At 61.4% G+C, this 21185-nt stretch carries 20 protein-coding genes, 4 pseudogenes and 1 other annotated feature; of the genes and pseudogenes, 2 read left to right on the top strand and 22 right to left on the bottom strand.

The window, feature by feature from the left end:
* Nucleotide 1 precedes the first annotated feature (1 nt).
* From DC31_RS01675 to DC31_RS17980, 13 genes and pseudogenes are all read right to left on the bottom strand, one after another.
* A complete protein-coding gene (locus DC31_RS01675; RefSeq protein ID WP_051606301.1) occupies nt 2-796 on the bottom strand; it encodes an IclR family transcriptional regulator in 795 nt (264 codons plus the stop codon).
* Nucleotides 793-1599 carry an enoyl-CoA hydratase/isomerase family protein gene (locus DC31_RS01670; RefSeq protein ID WP_051606300.1) on the bottom strand — a complete coding sequence of 269 codons (807 nt, stop codon included), beginning with the start codon at nt 1597-1599 and terminating at the stop codon, nt 793-795. Before DC31_RS01670 ends, DC31_RS01675 begins: the two co-directional genes overlap by 4 nt.
* On the bottom strand, nt 1596-1934 hold the full coding sequence (locus DC31_RS01665) for an AtuA-related protein (protein WP_036276135.1): 339 nt from the start codon (nt 1932-1934) through the stop codon (nt 1596-1598). Before DC31_RS01665 ends, DC31_RS01670 begins: the two co-directional genes overlap by 4 nt.
* Nucleotides 1918-3254 (bottom strand): annotated as a pseudogene (locus DC31_RS01660) (acyclic terpene utilization AtuA family protein). The gene DC31_RS01665 and the pseudogene DC31_RS01660 overlap by 17 nt, the downstream one beginning before the upstream one ends.
* A 41-nt stretch (nt 3255-3295) precedes the next feature.
* Nucleotides 3296-4135, bottom strand: a complete 840-nt coding sequence (locus DC31_RS01655; RefSeq protein WP_051606299.1) for an SDR family oxidoreductase — start codon at nt 4133-4135, stop codon at nt 3296-3298.
* 48 nt (nt 4136-4183) lie between these two features.
* Entirely contained in the window at nt 4184-4564 is a 381-nt protein-coding gene (locus DC31_RS18945; RefSeq protein ID WP_235201261.1) for an acetyl-CoA carboxylase biotin carboxyl carrier protein subunit, read from the bottom strand.
* A gap of 20 nt (nt 4565-4584) precedes the next feature.
* Nucleotides 4585-5769, bottom strand: coding sequence for an ATP-binding protein (locus tag DC31_RS18940; protein WP_235201260.1), 1185 nt, complete (start codon nt 5767-5769; stop codon nt 4585-4587).
* Nucleotides 5766-6191, bottom strand: coding sequence for a biotin carboxylase N-terminal domain-containing protein (locus DC31_RS18935; RefSeq protein WP_235201259.1), 426 nt, complete (start codon nt 6189-6191; stop codon nt 5766-5768). Before DC31_RS18935 ends, DC31_RS18940 begins: the two co-directional genes overlap by 4 nt.
* Nucleotides 6192-6202: 11 nt before the next feature.
* Nucleotides 6203-7801 carry an acyl-CoA carboxylase subunit beta gene (locus tag DC31_RS01645; protein ID WP_036276133.1) on the bottom strand — a complete coding sequence of 533 codons (1599 nt, stop codon included), beginning with the start codon at nt 7799-7801 and terminating at the stop codon, nt 6203-6205.
* Nucleotides 7802-9472, bottom strand: a complete 1671-nt coding sequence (locus DC31_RS01640) for an AMP-binding protein (RefSeq protein WP_036276132.1) — start codon at nt 9470-9472, stop codon at nt 7802-7804.
* A gap of 54 nt (nt 9473-9526) precedes the next feature.
* Nucleotides 9527-10027 (bottom strand): acyl-CoA dehydrogenase family protein, encoded by a 501-nt coding sequence (locus tag DC31_RS18930; RefSeq protein ID WP_235201258.1) that lies wholly within the window; start codon nt 10025-10027, stop codon nt 9527-9529.
* A 10-nt stretch (nt 10028-10037) separates the two neighbouring features.
* On the bottom strand, nt 10038-10673 hold the full coding sequence (locus tag DC31_RS18925; protein ID WP_235201266.1) for an acyl-CoA dehydrogenase family protein: 636 nt from the start codon (nt 10671-10673) through the stop codon (nt 10038-10040).
* A gap of 136 nt (nt 10674-10809) precedes the next feature.
* Entirely contained in the window at nt 10810-11448 is a 639-nt protein-coding gene (locus DC31_RS17980; protein WP_152545311.1) for a TetR/AcrR family transcriptional regulator C-terminal domain-containing protein, read from the bottom strand.
* A gap of 59 nt (nt 11449-11507) precedes the next feature.
* Between DC31_RS17980 and DC31_RS18920 the strand changes: the two genes are divergently transcribed.
* Nucleotides 11508-11834 carry a helix-turn-helix domain-containing protein gene (locus DC31_RS18920; protein ID WP_372460300.1) on the top strand — a complete coding sequence of 109 codons (327 nt, stop codon included), beginning with the start codon at nt 11508-11510 and terminating at the stop codon, nt 11832-11834.
* 123 nt (nt 11835-11957) lie between these two features.
* Here the strand turns inward: DC31_RS18920 and DC31_RS16720 are convergent.
* From DC31_RS16720 to DC31_RS01570, 9 genes and pseudogenes are all read right to left on the bottom strand, one after another.
* Nucleotides 11958-13684 (bottom strand): annotated as a pseudogene (locus DC31_RS16720) (MMPL family transporter).
* A 97-nt stretch (nt 13685-13781) separates the two neighbouring features.
* A pseudogene (locus DC31_RS17365) lies at nt 13782-14805 on the bottom strand (IS3 family transposase); the annotation flags it as partial.
* Nucleotides 14372-14506 (bottom strand) — a sequence feature (AL1L pseudoknot). Its footprint overlaps the pseudogene before it by 135 nt.
* Nucleotides 14806-14954: 149 nt before the next feature.
* Nucleotides 14955-15563, bottom strand: coding sequence for a DUF1788 domain-containing protein (locus tag DC31_RS01600; protein ID WP_036276120.1), 609 nt, complete (start codon nt 15561-15563; stop codon nt 14955-14957).
* Nucleotides 15560-16183, bottom strand: coding sequence for a DUF1819 family protein (locus DC31_RS01595; RefSeq protein WP_036276118.1), 624 nt, complete (start codon nt 16181-16183; stop codon nt 15560-15562). The genes DC31_RS01600 and DC31_RS01595 overlap by 4 nt, the downstream gene beginning before the upstream one ends.
* 93 nt (nt 16184-16276) lie before the next feature.
* A complete protein-coding gene (locus DC31_RS01590) occupies nt 16277-16474 on the bottom strand; it encodes a helix-turn-helix domain-containing protein (protein WP_036276116.1) in 198 nt (65 codons plus the stop codon).
* Nucleotides 16475-16608: 134 nt separating this feature from the next.
* On the bottom strand, nt 16609-17751 hold the full coding sequence (locus DC31_RS01585) for an alpha/beta hydrolase family protein (RefSeq protein ID WP_036276113.1): 1143 nt from the start codon (nt 17749-17751) through the stop codon (nt 16609-16611).
* Nucleotides 17748-18764, bottom strand: coding sequence for a DUF6545 domain-containing protein (locus tag DC31_RS01580; RefSeq protein ID WP_036276112.1), 1017 nt, complete (start codon nt 18762-18764; stop codon nt 17748-17750). Before DC31_RS01580 ends, DC31_RS01585 begins: the two co-directional genes overlap by 4 nt.
* Nucleotides 18761-19225: a hypothetical protein gene (locus tag DC31_RS01575; protein WP_036276282.1), complete on the bottom strand. Its 465-nt coding sequence runs from the start codon at nt 19223-19225 to the stop codon at nt 18761-18763. The genes DC31_RS01580 and DC31_RS01575 overlap by 4 nt, the downstream gene beginning before the upstream one ends.
* 58 nt (nt 19226-19283) lie before the next feature.
* Complete coding sequence (locus tag DC31_RS01570; RefSeq protein ID WP_036276110.1) at nt 19284-19715, bottom strand: hypothetical protein; 432 nt, start codon at nt 19713-19715, stop codon at nt 19284-19286.
* 181 nt (nt 19716-19896) lie between these two features.
* On the opposite strand from DC31_RS01570, the pseudogene DC31_RS01565 reads away from it, so the two are divergent.
* Nucleotides 19897-20853, top strand: a pseudogene (locus tag DC31_RS01565) (ArdC-like ssDNA-binding domain-containing protein); the annotation flags it as partial.
* Nucleotides 20854-21185: the final 332 nt, after the last annotated feature.

Raw genomic sequence — 21185 nt, 5'->3', positions numbered from 1 at the left:
CTCATTCAGGACGCTTGCGATCGCGATGGCGCCAATGACGAGCAGGACTTTTTCCGTCTGCTCCGAACACTGGAGCGGCAACTGTGCTGACTCCGAGCGCAAAACCTTCCCTATCGACTGCCCACCCGCGCTCGCGCACGCGGACCAACTCCTGTCGGAATACCGAAGGGTCGGTCACGCTAAGTTCCGTGAATGCATGGAGTCCGCCGCGAAGAACCGCATCCACTGATTGGGGATCGTCGTACGCCATAAAACATCGACCGAACGAGCCGCCTTGAATCGGCATGACCGTACCGATGGGAACCGATATGCGCACCTGGTGGAGCCGCTCGAGTTTGTCAACAATTGACACGTGCTCCTGATCGAGTCGCCGGTAGATAACGAACGTCGCATCAACGTCTGCGGACAAATGTGCGAGGTATCTCTTCACTACTCGCAAGTAGCTGAGTTGATCGCTCGCGGACGCTCCCAGCTCAACCAGGCTGATTCCGAGTCGATAAACACGTCGATCGCTGTCGAGTTCGATGAGGCCCAAACTGCTCATCGTGCGCAAGAGGGAGAAGCAGGTCGATTTCGACAACCCCGTCGCTTCGATAATGCCGCGGAAGCTCAGCGGTCCTTTCCCCTGGAGTGCGCGCATGATGAACACCGCTCGGTCAATCGCGGGGACCTGGTAGGCGCATCGATCGACCGTCACCGGCGCCTCGACCGCCGTCCCGTCACGGCGCAACCTCGCGGCAGCCGTCGCCCGCGACTGGTCGATGCTTGGGGCCCGAACAGGATCTGAGGCAATCATGACGGGTGGCCAAACATCGGCGCACGGCGGTCGCGGAATGCCGACACCCCCTCGTCGGCCTCGCCGGTGAGGAACGCCGCGGATTGCGCATAGGATTCGAGATGGAAGACGGAGTCGAGACTGGCTTGATCTGTTGCGTTTATCACATCTTTGATCATCTGGTATGCGGCGGTCGGGCCCTCGGCCAGACGTCTAGCGAACTCTATGCCGTCCTCGAGCACAGTGCCTTCACTCGTCACGTGGCCGACCACCCCAGATGCGAGCGCCTCCGCTGCGGAAATCGGTTCGCCAAAAAACGCCATCTCCTTCGCACGATGCGGGCCGACGGCCCTCGTCCACAAATGCAATGCTCCAAGGTCGGGGATCAGCCCCGCACGAGTGAAGCTCGGATGGAAAACCGTATCCTCGGCAGCGATGACCAAGTCGCAGGCGAGGGCCACGCTGATACCAGCACCAGCGCACGCCCCGTTGACTGCGGCGACGACCGGAATGGGAATGTTCCTGATTGCTGTGATCGCCTCGTGAAAGGCGCGCATGTGCAGCCGCGCACCGTTGACTCCAGCCTGCGATAACAGGGGATGAAGTTCGATGAGGTCACCGCCGGACGAGAATGCCTTCCCGCGGCCGGAGAGGACCACGCTGCGTACCTCCGGATCGTGACCGAGCTGTCGAAACGCAACCACGAGCTCTGCGAGAACGGCACTCGACAGTGCGTTCAACTTCGCCGGTCGATTGAAGAGCACGACAGCAACTCCGTTGTCTAGTTGCTCGACAACGATGCCGGGTTCCTCGACAGCGGTCACAGCTTCTCCCTTCCATCCATCAACGACGCGGGCACGGGAAACCGACTCATGAGAGCAGCGACCGACTTGCCTGTCTCGTCGAAGCGGAGGGTGCGGGTCGCCCCGCCGCCCAGAGCCTTCTGCATTACGACCTGAAGTGAGTTCATTCGGGGCAATTCGTATACTGCGATCGGGCCGAGAACGAAACCTGCGAAGAAGTCACTCAGTCGCTCCGGCGTCAACCAGATTCGCAGCGCTTCATATTCGGCGTCGCCGAATGCCATGACACCGACGTTGCTCACATCACCTTTGTCGCCGGAACGGGTGTACGCGAGATCGTTAAGCGATAGCCACATTAGATCCCACCTCCTCGATGACGACGCTCGTGGGGATGAACTTGCGCGGGACAAGAGTTGGCCACAGGGCAATCACCTCTCTAGGCCGTAGCGGCGCACCGAACGCAGTGCCAACCGGACCGATCGTTGTCACATGAGTCACCTCGCGGTTCAGCTGCGCGGCCTCTTCGCGCGTGTCGACGTGCGCTGTGACTCGAAGCTCGATCTCTTCCGGGTCCCGCCTGGGTTGGCGCGCTAGCGGACCTGCCAGCGCATCGATTCCTACCCGGTCAAAGCGCAACTCGCGCGGTGTCAGCCCGACAATGTCCAATCGCTTGCGAATGATCTCTTCGCAGCGGTCGCCTTGGCAAGGGTGTCGGGGAACGGAATGATAACGCGGGCCTCAGCAATCCAGCCATCGGTATATCCGATCTGCACCTTCAACATCTCAGGCCGCTCTCGCCCGCTCATGTCCCTTAGCGAGACCACATTCGATCCGGCGTCATCCACGCGCAGCGTCGTCAAGTCGGCGATTCCGTCGGGCATCCGGTAGTCGGCGGGGTTGTGAGTCTCGTAGAGCAAGTGCTCTTTGATTGTCCACTGGTTGATCAGCCCGCCGGTACCCGGAAGCTTGGAGATCTGAGCCGTGCCGTCGGCCGCGAATTCGGCGATCGGGAACCCCATATTCCATGGTTCTGGCACGTTCTTCCACTGGGAGCTCATCCCGCCGCAACAGATTCCTGCGCATTCAATGACATGAGCAACCGTGATGGCCGCCCCGATCAAGTCCCAATCGGCATTGTCGAAGTCCCAACCGAACTCGTGCATCAGCGGACCGACGTAGACTGCACTGTCGGCCAGGCGCCCGCCGATGACGACCTCGGCGCCCAGATCCAACGCTTCGATGATCGACTCCGAACCAATATAAGCATGGGCTGCGACGATCCGGTCGGCGATCTCATCGATTGAGCGGGAAGGGTCCTCCATGTTCTGCAAACTCACGCCGGCCGCACGCAACTCACCGATCCTGTCGGTCAAGTCATCACCTGTGATAGCGGCAACTCGCACCCCGGACAGCCCTGCCTGACGCGCCTCGGCCATAACGGCATCCGCCGCCGCGATACAGTTCGTCCCTCCACCGTTGAGCACCATTTTGGTGCCCTGAGCGTGGGTGATCGGAAGCAGGGTGCGCATCCAGGGCACGATGTCGGGGATATACCCCTTGGTGTTGTCCTTCATCTTCGCGCGCTGCAATAGCGACATCGTCAGTTCCGCGAGAAAGTCGAACCCGAGATAGTCGAGTTCGCCGTGTTTGGCCAACTCGACAGCGGGCTCGAGCATGTCGCCCCAGTAGCCGGATCCTGCACCTAAACGAACTCGCTTCATAGGATCGCTCTTCCCTTTTCGTGGTGCCGCACTGCGGCATTGATATCGTCCAACTCGCCCAGGTTGGCCGTTACGCCACCATCGACGATGATCGTCTGTCCCGTGATGTATCGCGCCGGCGGCGAGACGAGGAATTTGACCACTGAGGCCATGTCTTCGACCGTGCCGAAGTCCTTGATTCCCGCCTGGCTGATGAACCTCTCTTTGAGGAACTCGAACTGCGAGCCCCCATAGATTCGGGACGAGTCAGTCTCAAAGCCTCCCGGACTCACACCATTGGTCGTGATGCCGCGCGGGCCGAGTTCAATAGCGAAAGCCCGGATGAGACTTTCCAATGCAGCCTTGGCCGCACCCAGAAGACCGTGTCCGGGCATGTAGTGGCCGGCGTCGATTCCGCTGATACCGACGATGCGGCCCGGGCGGCCCTCCATGAGCGGCACCGCCTGCTGGACACAGTGGATGAAGCCGTTGACCGTCAGACGTAGGGTGCGCGACATGTTGTTGTCCGAGAGATCCAGGAGTGGCTTAAAGGCCGTCGCTGCCGCATTGTTCACCAGAACGTCGAGGTGCCCGAACGTGGAGCCGACTTCCTCAAACATCGCCTGGATCTCGTCGGGAGACTCCAGATCAGCCTTGATCGCAACCACGCGTCGACCGCCGACCTTGAGTTCATCGACTGTCTGCAAAGCGAGCTCATCGTTGCGCCGATAATTCACGACGATGTCGTAGCCATCGGCTGCGAGAGCACGGGCAATTGCCTTGCCAAGACCACGGGAGGACCCGGTAATCAGCGCCACCTTCCTTTCGTCGGTCTGGGCGTCATCGCTGGGCTGCATTAGAACCTCCAAGTTGGTGATGATGAGAGAAACATACTTTTTCCGGCATTAGCTGATCTGCTCCTGTTGCATTACGACGAGTGCCGCCCCCGCCTCGACCTGATCGCCGTTGGCAACCAGAACCTCGGCCACGACGCCATCGACGGGACTCGTGACCGTGTGCTCCATTTTCATCGCTTCGAGAATGAGCAGCGGCTCGCCGCGCGTGACAACGGAGCCGACCTCGACAAGGACTCGTTGCACTGAGCCCGGCATCGGCGCAACGAGCGAGCCGCGCGAGCCGCGCGCGTCCGGCGCGGGAAAACGTTCCACCTCATCGAATGCCGTCGAGCCGAAGCGATCATGTATATAGACACGGTTCCCACCGCGCACGAACTCATAGAGCCCGCGCACCCCATTCATCTCAAGGTCAGCGGTGCTTGCGGTCAATTCGAAGACCCGTAGCTCCCCTAAGTCGGCGCCGTCGATCGTACCTTCGCCGTGCTCGGACCCACCGCATAGGCGACGCGGACTTCGCGGTCGCCAAGGGCGTATACGCAAGTTTGAGTGCTCGTGTGCACGCCCCAGCTGGATGGATTGTTGCGCCAACCCGAGGGAATCGTCTGCTGAGCTACCGCACTGTCCCGGGTCTGCACTTGAGTGATGAGCGCCGCAGCCAGCGCTCGGCGAGCTAAGACTCCGTCGGTCACGAACGACGAGTTCGCGACGAGTTCGCGGTGGTCGTCCAGGAAGCTCGTGGTGGTGTAACCGGCGAGAAAATCATTGTCTTCGAGGATAGACGCGAGCAAACCGATATTGGTAGTCACACCGTCGAGTTGTGTTTCGCGCAACGCGATGGCAAGCAGCGCCGCGGCTTCCTCACGGACCGGCGCGTACGAAATGAACTTCGCGAGCATTGGGTCGTAGTGCGTACTGATGGCGAATCCGGTCTCGATTCCAGAATCCACACGCAGCCCGGCACGCTCGGGCACCCTAAAATGCTCTACCGTGCCGGACGTGGGAAGGAAGCCCTTGGTTGGGTCCTCCGCGTATACCCTGACCTCGATCGCATGGCCGGTCATGCTCGGGTTCAGCGCTTCCGGTGGAAGAGCTTCACCTTGAGCGACGCGAAGCTGCAGCCTTACTAAGTCGAGACCAGTGACGGCCTCGGTAACCGCATGCTCAACCTGAAGGCGAGTATTCATCTCGAGGAAGTAGAAGGAGCCGTCATCGGCAAGAACGAATTCGACTGTTCCCGCCCCCCGGTAATCCGCAGCTCGAGTGGTGGCCACGGCGGCTTCGCCCAGACGCTTCCTCAGCAGATCATCGACCGCCGTGGACGGGGATTCCTCGATTATTTTCTGATGGCGCCGTTGAATCGAACACTCCCGCTCGAAGAGGGAGACAACGTTTCCGTGCTCGTCCGCGAAGACCTGGACCTCGATGTGTCGGGGATTGACAAGATACCGCTCGAGAAAAACTGTTTCGTCGCCGAATGCCGACAGCGCCTCACGCTTGGCAGAGGCAACTGCGTCCGCAACCTCCGCCGGTTCGTTGACAATACGCATTCCGCGCCCGCCGCCTCCTGCCGAGGCCTTCACCAATAGGGGAAATCCGATCTGTGTCGCTCTGTCTGCGATTTCTTCTGCCGTCAAGGCGTGAGATCGAATCCCTGGAGGACGGGAACACCGATTTCACTCATGAGCGCTTTCGATCGAAGCTTGTCCCCCATCAGTTCGATCGTCGTCGATGTCGGTCCCACGAACACCAGACCTGCGTCTTCACACTGGCGTGCAAAGTCGGCATTCTCGGAGAGGAATCCGTAACCGGGGTGCACGGCGTCCGCGCCGGCTTTGCGCGCCGCAGCGACGAGCAGATCACCCCTTAGGTAGGTGTCTGTTGGCGCCGTTCCCGACAGCCGGATTGCCGAGTCCGCCTCCTTCACATGGGGAGAGCCAGTATCGGCGTCCGAGTACACGGCGACCGTGCGAATTCCCATATCTCGGCAGGATCTAATGATTCGTCTGGCGATCTCGCCTCGGTTGGCGATCAGGACGGAGGTTATCTTCAAGTTCATGTGTGGCCCGCTTACATCCTGAACACGCCGAAACCGCGCGTGCCCGTCACTTCGTTGGAGTGAACCGCCGAGAGTGCGATTCCTAGTACCGTTCTGGTGTCGCGCGGGTCAATAACGCCGTCGTCGTAAATCTTGCCGCTCATGAAGAAGCTGTCGGACTCGCGTTCAATCTGCTCTTCTGTCTCGGCCCGTTGCCTCGCGTCTGCCTCCTCGTCGAAGCGACGCCCAGCAGATGCGGCCGAATCTCGTGCAACTATAGACAAGACCCCCGCGAGCTGCTGCGGTCCCATGACCGAGGTCTTCGCCCCCGGCCATGCGAAGACGAAACGCGGCTCAAACGCCCGCCCGGACATCCCGTAGTTCCCGGCACCATATGATGCCCCCATGAGCAACGTGATGTGGGGCACGTGACTGTTGGAGACAGCGTTGATCATCTTGGCGCCGTCCTTGATCATGCCGGCCTGCTCGTACACCTTGCCAACGATGAAACCCGTCGTGTTCTGCAGGAACAGCAACGGCACATCGACCTGATTGGCAAGCATGATGAACTCGGCCGCCTTTTTTGCTTCCTCCGGAAAGATAACCCCGTTTGCATTTGCGAGGACGCCTACCGGAAAACCGTGAATCCTGCCCCACCCGGTGACCAGACTCAAACCGTAGGTTGGCTTGTACTCATCGAAGTCCGAGCCATCGAGCACGCAGGCAAGAACGTCTCGCGGGGAGAAGGGTGTCCGCAGATCCGCTGAGACGATCCCCAATAATTCCTCGGGAGCAGCCCGCGGTGGCACAACAGGAGACGTCGGTCCGTACCCGAGCTTGCGCCAATTTATGTCTTTCATTACCTGCCGGCCGAGTCGGAGCGCGTCCAATTCATCGTTGGCGAGATAGTCGGAGAGACCAGACACTCGTGAGTGCATCTCTGCACCCCCCAGCTCCTCATCCGTAGATACCTCCCCCGTGGCCATCCGCACCAGCGGCGGGCCACCGAGAAACACCTTTGCCCGATCCTTCACCATGATCGTGTAGTCGCACATTCCGGGAACGTATGCCCCTCCCGCAGTCGAGTTACCAAACACGATCGCCAAAGTCGGCACCCCAGATGCCGACAGCCGGGTAAGGTCACGGAACAACGCTCCCCCCGGCACGAAGGCCTCGGCCTGAGTTGGCAGGTCCGCCCCCCCGGACTCCACGAGATTGATCACCGGTAGGCGGTTGTGTCTGGCGATTTCCAACGCGCGAATAATCTTCTTCCAGGTATACGGGTTCGATGCGCCGCCTCGCACAGTCGGATCGTTCGCGATCACGAGACACTCCACCCCCGAGACCACAGCGATACCGGTTACGACGCTCGCGCCCACTGTGAACGAACTTCCCCAGCCAGCAAGAGTAGAAAGCTCAAGAAATGCGGAATCACGATCAATGAGCAACTCAACACGCTCACGCGCCAAGAGCTTGCCGCGATCGCGGTGTCGCTGAATGTAGCGGTCACCGCCCCCGGCCGCCGCCAGCGCCTGTTGGCTATCCAGTTGTGCGATTCGGGACAGATGAGCATCCTTGTTGGCGCGAAAAACCTCTGAATGCTGATCGACGGAAATAGAGAGTACCGACATTCAAACCCCCTGCTTATCAGCAAAGCGGTCCCGAAGCTCGCGCTTGAGGATCTTGCCACTCGGCCCCTTAGGCAGTTCATCGATGACTTTCAGAACCTCGGGGATCTTGTGTCGGGCGACATCCATCTCCCGCATGAACACGTCAAGCTCCTCGAGCGTGATCACCATCTCGGCCTTGGTCGAGACCACCGCACACACCAGCTGTCCCTTGATCGCGTCTGTCACCCCGATGACCGAGACTTCGTACACGCTCGGGTGGCGCTGAATGATCAACTCAATCTCGGCGGGACTGATGTTCTGACCGTTACGGATGATCATGTCCTTCAAGCGCCCGACGTAACGCAACGAGTCGTCGTTCCCGATCGCAACCAAGTCGCCCGTTCGGAATAGACCCTCCGAGGTGAAAGACACCGCGTTGACTTCATCAGCATCGAGGTAGCCGGCGAACACCGACGGCCCGCGCACGGCAAGCTCACCGGGTTCACCAACAAGAACATCCTGCTCGGTACCCGGCTTGAGTGCGCGAAATTCTGTCGCCGGAAGAAACCGGCTCAACGCGTCGATGCGAAATAGGTCCTTGCGTTCCTCCACGGGCTGCTCAGGAAGTGTGAAGAAGAACCACCCCTCGGTCGCGCCAAACTCATTAATCACCTTGATGCCGCGCTCGTCAAGCATCTCGACGATCGTGTGCGGGGGCGCCTCGCCACCGCAACCGACCACAGTCAGCGAGGAGATGTCGTAAGTAGTATCAAGCCCCGGGTGATTCAGCATTGCGAAGTAGATCGCAGGAACGGCGATGATGTAGTTGACCCGCTCCTTAGTAATCTGCTCCAAGAAGACGTCGACATTGAACGGCTCGTGGGTGACGAACTTTCCCCCCGCCATGATCCAGGGATAGAGTTCCACCCCCAGTCCACCCATGTTGGCGTAGGGGAACGGCCCGGAAAAAACGGAGTCCGCTCCGTGTCCCGTCGCCTCCAGTATCCCTTTCGTCGCAACCATCCAGCTGTTTGGGGTACGGGGAACGACCTTAGGTGTGCTTTCAGTGCCGGTCGTCAGACACAGGGTCAACACGTCATCCGCTGAGACTTCGATCGCATCGAGTTCAGCGACCCGGCCTGGATTTGCGGCGGTGATCATCGTGGAAAGCTCGAAATCTGCGCCGAACCTGCCTTCACCTTTGAGCGCAATGATCACTTCGAGTGACGGGCAGACCTTCCGGGCGGTGTGAATCATGGCGAGATAGTCGGTACCGACGAAACTTCCCATGCCTACGGCGATTCGCGCCTTGGTCTTGGCGATCGCATGCTCGATCTCGGACGAACGTTGGCGCATGGGGGCAAACGTTCCCACAGCGCCGATACGATCGAGCGCGAGGTGGAGCAGAACCAACTCGACCGAGTTCGGTAATTGCACGAAGACAACATCGCCCGTGCGAACCCCTGCGTCGAGGAGCGAAAGGGCGAGCCCATCCGCGCGTTCGTGAACCTCGGTCCACGTCAGGCGCATCGGCTCGGTGCCGATGATCTCCAACTTGTTGGGCTGATCGACGAGGGCCTCCTTGTCGCCCCGTGCCGCAGCATGCTCGGCGACGTAATCGCTCCAGGTTTTATCTTCCCAGATACCGGCATCGTGATACTTCTTCACCGTCTCAGGCGGGTACACATTCATTGGTGACTCCTTTGTCGTATGAATTTGGACGGGTGGTGTAACGGGAATAGCCGATCAGTAGCTGCGGGGAAGCCCGAGGGAATGCTGCGAAATGTAGTTCAGCACCATCTCTCGTGATACGGGGGCAATCTTGAGAACTCTGGCAAATCCCCAAGCATCAGCAAGCCCATACTCGGTGGACATGCCATTGCCACCATGGATTTGGATTGCGCGATCGAGAGCCTCGACGGACGCGTCGGCCGCCGCGAACTTGGCCATGTTGGATGCTTCACCCGCGTCAAGACCGTTGTCATACATCCACGCGGCCTTGCTGGTCATCAAGCGCGCAAGTTCGACATGCACATACGACTCCGCTAACGGGTGCGCGAGACCCTGGTGGGTCCCGATCGGAGCCCCCCAAACCTGACGCTCCTTGGCGTACCTGGCGCCGCGATCCAACGCGAAACGACCAATGCCATTGGACGTCGCCGCACTCATAATGCGCTCAGGGTTGAGCCCGAAGAAAATCTGACGAAGCCCATCATTCACTTCGCCGAGCAAGCCTGTTGAGGGCACGCGAACCTCGTCAAAAAAAAAGTGTGAACTGCTTCTCGGGAGCGGTCACCTCAACGGGTATCACGGTCATCTGCAGGTTAGGGTTCGGGGTCTCTACGATGAACAAGGAGAGACGCGCGCGACCGGTTTTCTCATCGACACCGGTACGAGCGACGACCAGCAGGGCATCAGCTTCGTCTGCGCCGGAGCAGTAGTATTTGGTGCCGGTCAGAATCCAGCCATCGCCGTCTCGGCGACCTGCGGTCGCAATGTTGTGGCTGTTCGATCCCGCATCCGGTTCGGTGATAGCGAACGCCATCTTAATTTTACCGGTCGCTAGCCCAGGTAGCCAGCGTTCCTTTTGCTCGTCCGTTCCGAAACGGGCGATGACGGTTCCGCAGATTGCGGGCGAAACGATGAGCATGAGCAGGGGGGAACCCGCAGCTGCCAGCTCTTCCGCAACGATGGACAACTCCTGGATGCCCATCCCGCCACCGCCATACTCTTCCGGCAGGTTTACACCAACGAACCCGGATTCACTGATTGCCTCCCACAACTCGGTCACTTTGAGGCCAGCACGCGCACGCCTGACATACCAATCGTGATCGTAGTCAGCGACGATCGACCGTACAACCGCCCGCACCTCTTGCTGTTCAGCAGATTCCATCAGCGTCAACTTTGCACTCCTTTGTACTAGTGCTTCATGCTAGCAAAGGTTCGAGATTATAACAATGAGTTTATTATACTGAACCACGATTATGTTGAGTTTTGCGCGCGACACCCCGGGGCTGTATCGCACGAGCTCAGGTGTTGCCGAGGCAGGGCTCGGGGTCGCTGCGCCCACCTGACCGAGTTGAAGCTCGCCGGTGCCGCCGCCGGGCTTCAACGCGTCCTCGACCAGGGACACGCCGGGGCTGGTCCCTCACGCCCTGGAGCATCTCCTCGCTTGCCTTCACCTCGGCTGTGTCGGACGAGCACGTCCACCCTCGTGATCGTGCCACTGACGCAATTTTTTGGGCTGTCTGCTGCCCCACAGCTAATCGGTGCGTTGTCTGGCGGCGGCTATGTGGTCGAGCAAATGCGATGCGGTTGCCGTTCCAAGCCGGCGAGTAGCAGGGTGATGCCGAAGTCGAACTCCTCGCGCCCGCGACGGCATCGGAAGGGTCCGCCCCGTGTGTCCGTGTGAGGACACCCAAACTGTCCGCTTGCATTCGTTGCTGTTCATGCGAGACGTGCCCGAGGATGAAGTGCAAGAGCGCGGAAGCGCTGCGCCGCGCCGTCTCGGGCTCAAAACCGCCCAACGCCAGGGCGGCCGCAAGGCGAGCGAACGCTTCGCCCGATCCGAGACCCAGGGCGACTGCGCTCGAGACCACCTCTGCACTGTCGCGGAATGCCAGCAGGGCATCGCGCAGGGCGTCTGCTTCGATGCGCGCCGCGGGCATCCATCCGCCGACCTCGGAGGGAAGGTGGCGCGCCCGCGCGATGATCTGGTCGGCCACGGATGCGAGGAGGGCCTGTTTATTTGGGAAGTCTAAAACTGACGGAGGTTGTTGACAGTCGGGTCTTCCATTTGGGAGGAAGATTCCATGACATCACCCATCTCAGCCTCGGCCGAGCGGAGCTCGATCGTCGGGCGAAACATAAGCTCGCCGTGCTGCGGCACGTCGAGGAGATCAGCGGCAACGTCGCAGCGACCTGCCGTTACTACGGCATCAGCCGCCAGGCCTACTACGGCTGGCTGAAACGCTACGAGGCCGAAGACGTCGAGGGCCTTCGAGAGCCTTCGAGATCGTTCCAGCGCACCCCTGTCGCCCGTCGCGTTATTTGACGATGGCGGCGTCATCTTCGGTGGGGTCTGGCCGCGCTGGTGGGACTCTCCATCGGGCCCGCACGGAACCTCCACGCCGGGCTCAGCCTCGCCGCGACCCTCCAATGGGTTTAGCAACACGCCCTAATCGCGCGCGAGCTGCTTGGTGAGTTTGTCTCCTTCGATGTCGAGGTCGGGGAGGATGCGGTCGAGCCAGCGGGGCAGCCACCAGGCGGCGTCGCCGAAGATCGCCATGAGTGCGGGGACGAGGGTCATCCGGACCAGGAACGCATCGACGAGGATGCCGAAGGCCAGCGCGAAGCCGACTTGCGAGATCATGGGGTCGGCGTGAAGACGAAGCCTGCGAATACGCTGGTCATGATGATTGCCGCGGCGACGACGACCCGGCTGGCGACCGCGAATCCGCGGGTGACCGACTCGCGGTCGTGGGCACCGTGGACGTGTGCCTCCTTCATGGATGAGACGAGGAATACCTCGTAGTCCACGGCCAGGCCGTAGAGGACGCCCGTGATGATGATGGGCAGCAGGCTCAGCACCGGAGCGGTGGCGTCCATGCCGAGGAGAGGTTGCAGCCATCCCCACTGGAACACTGCGGTGGTCGCCCCGAACGTGGCCGTGACTGAGAGCAGGAATCCGGCGGTGGCCTTGAGCGGGACGAGGATGGAGCGGAACACCAGCAGCAGCACGATCAGCGACAGCCCCACGACTACCGCGATGTACAGGGGAAGGACCGCGGCGAGGCGTTCGGAGACATCGATCGCGAGGGCCGCGAACCCGGTGACGCCGATGTCGACGCCGTGGTCGGCGGCGAAGGCGGGTGCGGCGTCGCGGATGGTGGTGACCAGCTTTCCGGTCTCTTCGGAGGTGGGTCCGGTCTCGGGCACGACGGAGAACACGGCGGTGGTGCCGTCCTCGTTGAGGCCGCCGAGGGAGACGGCGTTGACGCCGTCGATGTCGGTGAGATCGGTGTAGATGTCGGCCAGGTCTGTGGCGGGGATGGCGTCGTCGTCGGGTGAGGTGGCGACAACGACCAGTGGGCCGTTGTAGCCGTCTCCGAAGGCGTCGCCGACGACTTCGAAGCTTTGCCGCTGCGAGGTGTCGGGGCCGTAGCTGGCCCCGGAGGGTAGGCCGAGGTCCATGTCCAGCGCGGGGGTGGCGGTGACCGTCACCCACCGGCCACCGATATCGACGTCCTTCACGTGCAGGCCGAGCACTTCCATCGACCGCAGCCCGCACCACAGCATCAGCCCCGCGATCGCCCGATCCCGCCAAGTGCGAAAACTGCCCGTCAGCGTCGCCGCATCCGACGGCGACAGCGCGACCGGTAACCGCCGCGGCTCCCGCAACCGCAACGCAGACCGCTTCACGGGACGACGGACCGTGTGAGCGAGCATCCCGGATCGTTCTCCCGCGGTCCGCCACCGTGCCTCCCTGCCCTTGGGCACCGGGTTTCGCCGGTCAGGATCCCGCAGCCCGGCGTAGGTGAACAACCCCGAAATCGCGGCGAGTCGACGGTTGATCGTCGTCGCCGCATATCGGTCCAGCCGCTGCCCATCCATCCCGACCACGTTCGGACCCGGCCGGCCCGGCAGGCGCGCTTCCCGACATGCTCGCAGAAACCCGAGCAAATCATCCGTCGTGACGTCCTCAACTCCGAGATCTTGCTCGATCAGCCAGCGGCAAAACGCAAGCAGGTCATACCCATACGACCGCACCGTCGCCGGCGAGTAATTCCGGTCCAGCAGATGCGCGAGATACTCGTTCACCAGCCCGAACTGGTCGGCGCGCCCGCCGACGAGCACCCACTCTGCATCGCGTCTCTCGAGCCGCAGGACTTCTATGTCCGTCATGAGACACATGTTGCACCCGCGACCCAGCACACCAATGCATCTCACTCCGCACGGCGTGGCGTAGCAAGGGCACTCGACTCGAATAGCCGGTTAAGAGGGAGTCACCAACGGTCCCAATCGACGGCGTCGCTCCGATCTCCGCGAGTCGTTCGCCGTAGCGAATCGACGTGAATTGAGACCCCGCGTCGCTGTGACACCTCAGATCCTCGTGGTGACGACCTCTCGACCAGCGGGCCATCTCGATCGCGTCGAGGACCATCTCGGTGCGCATGTGAGACGCGCACCGCCACCGACGATCGTCCGTGAGTACGCGTCGATGATGAAGCAGACATACGCGACGCCCGCCCACGTCGGCACGAACGTCAGATCGGTGACCCAGAGCCTGTTCGGCGCGGTCGCGGTGAACTCCCGTTTCACGAGGTCCGGGTGCCGCGTCGACGTCGGATCCGGCCGGGTCGTCTTGACCCGCTTGCTCCGGATCGCGCCCTCGATGCCGGCAGCCCGCATCAGCCGGCCCGTCTGGTCCCGGCCGATATCGATCCCGGCGCGACGGGCGGTCTTCCAGAGCTTGCGGACCCCATAGACGCAGTAGTTCGCGTTCCAGAGCGTGACCAGCTCAGGCATCAAGACCGCGTCGCTCACCGCGCGCGCCGAGGGGGCGCGGTCTTTCGCGGCGTAATAGGTGCTCGGAGCCACCTGCAACAGGCTGCAGATGGGCTCGACTCCGAGGCGGCGGCCTTCGACGACGTCGTTCTTGTTCGCGTCGATGAACGCGACTACTTCCGATGTTGGCGGTCGAGCTCCGCCCCGAAGAAAGACGCAGCCCTCTTCAGAATTTCGTTAGCCCGACGAAGCTCACGGACCTCTTGCTCCAGCTCCCGCAGCTTCCGCGATTCGGCCGTGGTCACGCCAGCCACATTGCCGTCGTCGATGTCGGCCTGCTTGACCCACGTCCTGACGGACTCGATCCCGTATCCGAGCTGCGTCGCGACCCGCTGGACCGTCCCGTGCTCGGTCCCCAGCTCCGCTCGCAGGGTTCGCACCATCCGGACCGCTGCGGCCTTCTCCTCCGGCGAATACCGACGCGTGGTCGGCTTCCCAGATCCCTCATTCGACACCATGACTCCATCCTCGTTTCCAAAGTCAGGAGTCTCCAACAAAGCCAGGGCGCTTCACTCCGTGGCGAGCTGGGAGACATCATCGGCCTTGATGACACCCTCGATCTCCCGGCTGATCGGCTTGGCAAAGATTTCATTGATCTGTGTCATCGTTACGCTTCCTGCTCCAAAATGTCCTTGGCCCGGTAGTAGCTGTCGCTTGCGCTGAGGTTGAGCGCGCGCAACTGATGGCCTTTTGCCTGGGTAAACTCGTACGTTCCCGGGAACCAGGCGAGCATGGGCCTACCCACCACGACGCTTTGTAGGTTCTCCAGCACCGTGTGCGTGCGGATGAACGGGAAAACTTCACCAATTCCGGTCAGGAACACAATGTCACTCGGGGTCTGAGCCAGGAGTTCACGGATCGCGGGCGCGAGGTGGTCGTGGGGGTCCAGCATCCCCTGCAACATTTCACGGAACTCGGACTTGTCTGTTTCTGGCTCTAGAGAAAGGATGCGCTGCCACACGCCGCGTTCCTCCAGAAGCCGAATGGCGAGGTCATACAGGTTGACTTCAACCACGCTGAGACCGTCGTCGCTGCGGAGCTTGTTGGTCACCCGTTCCCGCATTTCTTCGACGCCAAGTGCCCATGCTGGTGGATAGTGGTAAATGAAGAACGGCACCTCCTTGGAGAGGCCTTCCATCTTCAAGAACCTATGGCTACGCAGCACTTCGTAGACACGCTTTTCATCGCTCGTGAGGCTTCGCTCGGTCGTATTCATCGCTGGACCTCTACTGGCAGAGTGGTTGGGAAAAACCGGATGTCACTCGGGCGACGAGCTGCAAGGGTTTCGTGGATGGGCCCCGAGAGCACAGCGGGGATGATGTCGCCGTTCTTACCGAGCAGCCCCGCTTCGTGAAGCATACGAAACGCGTTTTGTCGGAGCTTGGCGCGAGTCGAGGGTTTCAACTCGTCAAGCTCGGTGTGCCACAAACTCTTGCCTGTCATGAACCGTTCGAAGTCCTCGGCGTCGAGAGTCGGCGTCATCAACAGGAACCGTTCGCGAACGACCTCTTCCGCGAAGTCGCCAATCAGGTCGTAACGACGGCATGCCGCAGCCCACATCAGATGACAGCGCTCGGTGAGACTCGACTCTGCGAGGAGTTCGAGTTCCGCGTCGTCGAGCACGCGCAACCGCTGAATCGCCTCCCGCGTCACGCGAAGACTCGACGAGGTCGTACGCGCCTGCAATAGATTCTGTTCAGTGGCTGCCTGTCGCACCGCCGTCCAGTCACGCGTCCGCAGATACACAGTGACGATCACGTCTGCCTCGCGCACCAAGAGGCCACCGCTGGTGAACGACAGCGCGTAACGTTCGTGCGACTCGGTACTGATCATCATTGGGGCCTCCTTCCGGGATTTGGGCAGTGGATCAGGATATGAGGAACCTCCGACATTGGTGGTCGGTGGTATAGCGCAACTGGTTCGGATTGGTCACCTGGGCACTGCGTCATCCGGAGCAGCTGCGCCTCCTCGGCGCACCCAGTCGTCGACTTCGCTCGCCTGGAACTTCCAGAGCCGCCCAATCTTGTGGGCGGGCATACCCTTCTCGGCGATCCAGGTGTAGACGGTGTCCTTCGTGACGCCGAGATGGGAGGCGATGTCGTCGGCAGACAGCCACGGCTCGGTCACGTAATTCCTCCATCTCGACCCGCGCAGGCCGACATTCCCGATGATATCGGAGTGACAGCGGGTTGAGGAGGGTTTTTCCGGGTGTGAACCGGCCTACTGCCCCTTGTGAGATCGCGATCGCATCACGTTGCAGATCAAGAAGCCAGCTGCTTCGCGAGCCAGGCGCTGACTGCAGAGCGCCATCGCGACGGGTCGGAGTTCCAAGCAAGCGTGTGCCCGGAGTCGAAAGTCTCTAGCTCTACAAGATCAGGACGTCGATGGCGGAGAGCTTCCGAGACACTGATGGGAACCGAGTCATCTCTGGTGCCGTGCAGGATCAGCATCGGAACGTTGAGTTCTTCGGCACGGTGCACCCAATCAAACTCTCCAAGTGGGATGGCGCCCGGCAGTCCGACCATGCGAGCGAGTGGGTCAAGCGTCAACCAGGGGGTCGCGAGATGGCCTGCCACTGCGGGCAAACCGCTGCGCACGCAGTTCGCTTTGATCACCTCGACCCAGTCGAGAACTGGAGAGTCCAAGACGAGTCCCACGATCACACCGCGCTCTCGTGCGCGGCTGGCAACTCGTAGCGCGATCGCGGCACCCATCGACCAGCCAAACAGCACGATCCGTTGCACTCCGTTCTGGATCGCGTAGTCCACTGCGGCCACGGCATCTTCGGCCTCCGTGAAGCCAAGCATTGAGCGCCCGGTACCGAACCGGGGGCCCTCGCCGTCATTGCGATAGCTGATGACAAGCGATGTGTACCCCCTCTCCGCGGCAACCTGCGCACCGCGCAACATTCCGGCCCGAGTGCTCCCCAGACCATGGATGTGGATCGCCCAGGTCGAGCAGTACTCTTCTCCCTCAATGAGCCATGCCGAAGCTGCGCCAGCAGGTGTGTTGATCGGGATCTCCCTGGCGCTGAGGCCTGCATCGACTGGGCTTGCGAAGTAAATCCCGCTCCATGAGAAGCGGTCGCCAGCGGAAGGTAGGAAGTCGTTTGCCGCATCCGTCACAACCCGGGCGATCTGGTCAGAGCCTCGGTCGAGCACCTCGTCGGATATTCGCAACCAATCGCCCGTCTCGAACCACAGGTTGTAAACACCACGCGCGGCAGTCTCGCGTGTGCGGTCGAGGACCAGTAGTCGCCGATCTCCATCAACCTCCACGTCGCGGATGGTCAAGTCAAAGTTCCTTGGGCCTACTGGTGCGGTCAGCCTTCGGGCAATAGTCCATCCGAGCCCCAGACCTCCCGCGGTGAGCAGCGCCGCGCCCACAGCGATGATCCGTCTCATACCTGTCCTCGTTCGCGTGCAGGGCGACCAGGCACAGATTCAAGTGCGCCGCGCGCATCAGCCCCCAAGAGGTGAGCCTCGGCTCGCTCCAGCAATGCACGATCGGGTCCAGTGACTTCGAAGGAGACGCGTGGATCGATCATGGCGTCACGGACTTCGACGATCTCGCGGTGGAGGCGAACCTCTGGGTCATCCAGGCTCGACCCGAGCGAGTTCGTGCCGCTGAGTCCCGGCCGCACGAGTGTTGCTCGACGCCAGAGCGGCTCCAGCTCTCTCACCATCTCAGCTGTCTGCGCGCGTCGGGCGCGATCCCGCACGTATCGGACCATTGGTTGCCCCACGAATCCGGCGCACAGAAAGACAAACGCGAGTAGAGACAGCGGCCCATACGTTGCGCCGACCGCGTTCATGAGTTCGAGGTTGCCTGAGATGTGCGCAACGTCCATAACGATCACCACCACGCAGAGTGCGACGCCCGAAGCGGAGCCGATGAACAGCAGCGCTGGCGGAATGCGCTGAATGCCATCACCAAGCCGGAACTGGCGCGTCGCCAGCGCGAGCATCGCAGCAACGACGATCCCGCAGTACGTGAAAGCGACGGTTGAATATGTCGCGGCCCACGGTTGGGCGCCGAGATCAATCATGAAATTGACCGTCGTTGACCCTCGATCGATGAGAGTGAAGGTCACCGAGGCGCCAAGGAGTGCGATGGACAGTGCGGAGCGACCAACGGCCGCGCGCACCAACCGAGGGCGATACTCCCCCACTTTCATTGCTGCCCGGCCGAGGAAGAAGAGGCCGATCATCAGGAGGCCATCTGAGAGCAGCGTGGCAAGGTTGGTTGCGCCAAGGGCCCGATCGACGATGACGTAGACCGCATCGACGTTGAGTGTCATCGCGATAGCGATTGTGAGCGCCGAGTACGTGATGCTGCGGTCTGTGCGTCCGCGCCGCAGGATGAGCAGACTCGCCACAAGCACCCACATGAGTGCCGCGACGAGCGTCTGGATCATGCGAATATCTCCGAGTAGCGAGACTCCGCGAAGGCCGAACCGCGGATGCCTGCCGCGAGCCGGTCGGCCAATGACTCTGCAGCGATCTCAGTGCCTGTGTCGAGGTCCTGGCGCCTGAGCAAACGTCCACGAGTGTGCGGTGGGATATCGGGCAGCAGGGCATCCACCTCGGAGCACTCGTCGCCGTCGCAGTGCCCAAGAATCATGTGAGCGAACTCATGCAGAACGAACTGTTGGCGGTGCAGAACCGAGTCGCTGTGGGCATGAAGGATCAGATCCTCAGTATCGGTAGTCAGCCAGACGGCGCAGATGCCATCGTGGTCGCCAAGCTCGGCAAGCTCAACGACGCGCAGCTTCCGTTGTCTGCGCTGCCGCACAGCGTCGAACAAGGCGTCGAAGGTGAAGGCTCCGCCCAGAGCAAGATCCGCGACAGCCGTAGACACGGTCATTTCGATATTCATGCTCTGCTCACCCTCCTTCGAGAGCATCTACCGGCGTTACTCCGCGCCGGGGGCACCGTCACTGCTCGATTGTGTGTGCCATTTCCTCGTCTAGGAACCTGCTTATGGCTTGGAGAGCCTTCGGTGAAATATCTCCAAGGGTGCGGGCTGCGTAGGACTTGACCTTCGCCGCCCGCATTGAGCGCACAAGATCAAGCTGTGCACTCACTCTCGCCGGGACCTCGGCCCCATCAGAACCGACAAGGAAGTCAGCGTCGACATCGAAGAACGATGCCAGCCCTTCGAATACCTCGGGATCTTGCACGTACCGGTGCCCGTTCACCATGTAGGTCCACCGCGATCTCGACAGATTGGTACCGCGTTCGCCTAGGTAGGCGGCGATCTGCGAATACGTCGGTTCGATACCGGACTCAGCGATCGCAACATCGAGCAGCAGGCGCAGGCGTTTCGCGAGATCCGCAGCTGCGGCTTTGCTCTCGTTCTCGGTCATTGGTGCTGACCCCTTCCGTCGGGACGGGTAGGTATCGGCGCCGGCCACCCCGGCGGGGTGTTGCGCATGCTCAATATAGCCGTTGAGCATGCACAAATCAAGGGTTGCGCATGCTCAATTGCCATGTTAGAACGGAAGACCTAAGCCATTTGAGCATGCTCAAACTTCATGATTGGGCGTGATGGCACCGCTGCCCAAAGGGAGGTGGACCATGCCCAGATTCGAGGCGATGATGCTCGTTCACTCAGTCGCGCGTAGTCACAGCACGCTCATGACATCCCGGCTAATATGCCGTTCCGCGTCACCGCGACTTGGGCATCCTCGCTCACCTCACAGGTGTATCGCCACACGCTTCTGCGTCATGGCACATCGAAGAGGAGGCGGATCAATGGCATCCACAGACGATCGCCGCGAAGCGCGGGAGGCGAAGCTCGATGAGTTGCACGAAAAGCTGACCGAGGCTGTCGATCAGCTGGTGTCTGGCGAAGACTGGGCCAAGGCACTTGCCTTCGCAGCCCAGTTCCGAAGCCGTTCGTTCAACAACACGCTTCTGATCCGGATGCAGCACACCGCCGCGCATGAGGCAGGCCTGGTGCCCGATCCGATGCCTTCGTATGTGGCCGGATACAAGCAGTGGCAGCAGCTCGGACATCAGGTCGAGAAGGGTCAGCCGGGCTATCAGATTCTCGCTCCAGTTACCGGCCGCTTCGCCTCATCATCGCCATCTGACCCGACATCGTGGCGACGACTCAACCGGTACGAGAAGCCTCGCCCCGGCGAGCAAGTTCGGTCGAAGATGGTCGGCGTCCGCCCCGCGTACGTCTGGGATGCCGCACAGACCTCGGGCGATCCGGTCCCGGCACCGCCTACCCCGAAGCTGCTGCGTGGTGAGGCTCCTTCGGGACTCAGAGCTGGAATCACTCGGCAGATCGAAGCAGCCGGATTCCAGCTGCACGCCGTGGCCAATGCAGGCGCGATCTATGGTGCGAACGGCGTGACCAACTACGGGGAGAAAACCGTGAGCGTCCGCGATGACATGGACCCGGCCGCCCAGGTGAAGACGCTGGCTCACGAGCTCGCACATGTCCTCATGCACGGCCCCGACCAGGGAGATGCACGTCAGCACCGAGGTATTGGTGAAGTCGAGGCCGAGTCGGTAGCGCTCATGGTGGGCGCGGCGCACGGCATGGACACCACCGGCTACACGATTCCCTATGTCTCGACGTGGGCGGCTCAAGTCGATGGGGAGGAACCGTCGAAGGTCGTTCGAGCAACGGGCGAGCGAGTCCGTGCGATGGCGATGAAGATTCTCGATCAGCTCGACACGCAAATGACCGGTGACGGCACACCTCCGGGGCTTGAGCGTGACTCGCCTCGTCAAGGCTCCAAGGCAGTCGAACACGCGGCGCCTCACCCTCAACCATGGCCACCGCGGCGTCACAGCAGGTGGCGTTGGCCGACGTGCGAGGG

Origin of the sequence: Microbacterium sp. CH12i, assembly GCF_000685355.1 — a bacterium.
Taxonomy (GTDB): domain Bacteria; phylum Actinomycetota; class Actinomycetes; order Actinomycetales; family Microbacteriaceae; genus Microbacterium.
Note: the sequence above shows the minus strand (reverse complement) of the source record. Positions and strands in the feature narration are given on the sequence as shown.

Excerpts from the sequence above, each read along its gene's own strand:
- DC31_RS01675 (WP_051606301.1), bottom strand. The coding sequence starts at position 796 with ATGATTGCCTCAGATCCTGTTCGGGCCCCAAGCATCGACCAGTCGCGG.
- DC31_RS01665 (WP_036276135.1), bottom strand. The coding sequence starts at position 1,934 with ATGTGGCTATCGCTTAACGATCTCGCGTACACCCGTTCCGGCGACAAA.
- DC31_RS01655 (WP_051606299.1), bottom strand. The coding sequence starts at position 4,135 with ATGCAGCCCAGCGATGACGCCCAGACCGACGAAAGGAAGGTGGCGCTG.
- DC31_RS18935 (WP_235201259.1), bottom strand. The coding sequence starts at position 6,191 with ATGAACTTGAAGATAACCTCCGTCCTGATCGCCAACCGAGGCGAGATC.
- DC31_RS01645 (WP_036276133.1), bottom strand. The coding sequence starts at position 7,801 with ATGTCGGTACTCTCTATTTCCGTCGATCAGCATTCAGAGGTTTTTCGC.
- DC31_RS01640 (WP_036276132.1), bottom strand. The coding sequence starts at position 9,472 with ATGAATGTGTACCCGCCTGAGACGGTGAAGAAGTATCACGATGCCGGT.
- DC31_RS18925 (WP_235201266.1), bottom strand. The coding sequence starts at position 10,673 with ATGGAATCTGCTGAACAGCAAGAGGTGCGGGCGGTTGTACGGTCGATC.
- DC31_RS17980 (WP_152545311.1), bottom strand. The coding sequence starts at position 11,448 with ATGCCCGCGGCGCGCATCGAAGCAGACGCCCTGCGCGATGCCCTGCTG.
- DC31_RS18920 (WP_372460300.1), top strand. The coding sequence starts at position 11,508 with ATGCGAGGAGGGCCTGTTTATTTGGGAAGTCTAAAACTGACGGAGGTT.
- DC31_RS01600 (WP_036276120.1), bottom strand. The coding sequence starts at position 15,563 with ATGAATACGACCGAGCGAAGCCTCACGAGCGATGAAAAGCGTGTCTAC.
- DC31_RS01595 (WP_036276118.1), bottom strand. The coding sequence starts at position 16,183 with ATGATGATCAGTACCGAGTCGCACGAACGTTACGCGCTGTCGTTCACC.
- DC31_RS01585 (WP_036276113.1), bottom strand. The coding sequence starts at position 17,751 with ATGAGACGGATCATCGCTGTGGGCGCGGCGCTGCTCACCGCGGGAGGT.
- DC31_RS01580 (WP_036276112.1), bottom strand. The coding sequence starts at position 18,764 with ATGATCCAGACGCTCGTCGCGGCACTCATGTGGGTGCTTGTGGCGAGT.
- DC31_RS01575 (WP_036276282.1), bottom strand. The coding sequence starts at position 19,225 with ATGAATATCGAAATGACCGTGTCTACGGCTGTCGCGGATCTTGCTCTG.
- DC31_RS01570 (WP_036276110.1), bottom strand. The coding sequence starts at position 19,715 with ATGACCGAGAACGAGAGCAAAGCCGCAGCTGCGGATCTCGCGAAACGC.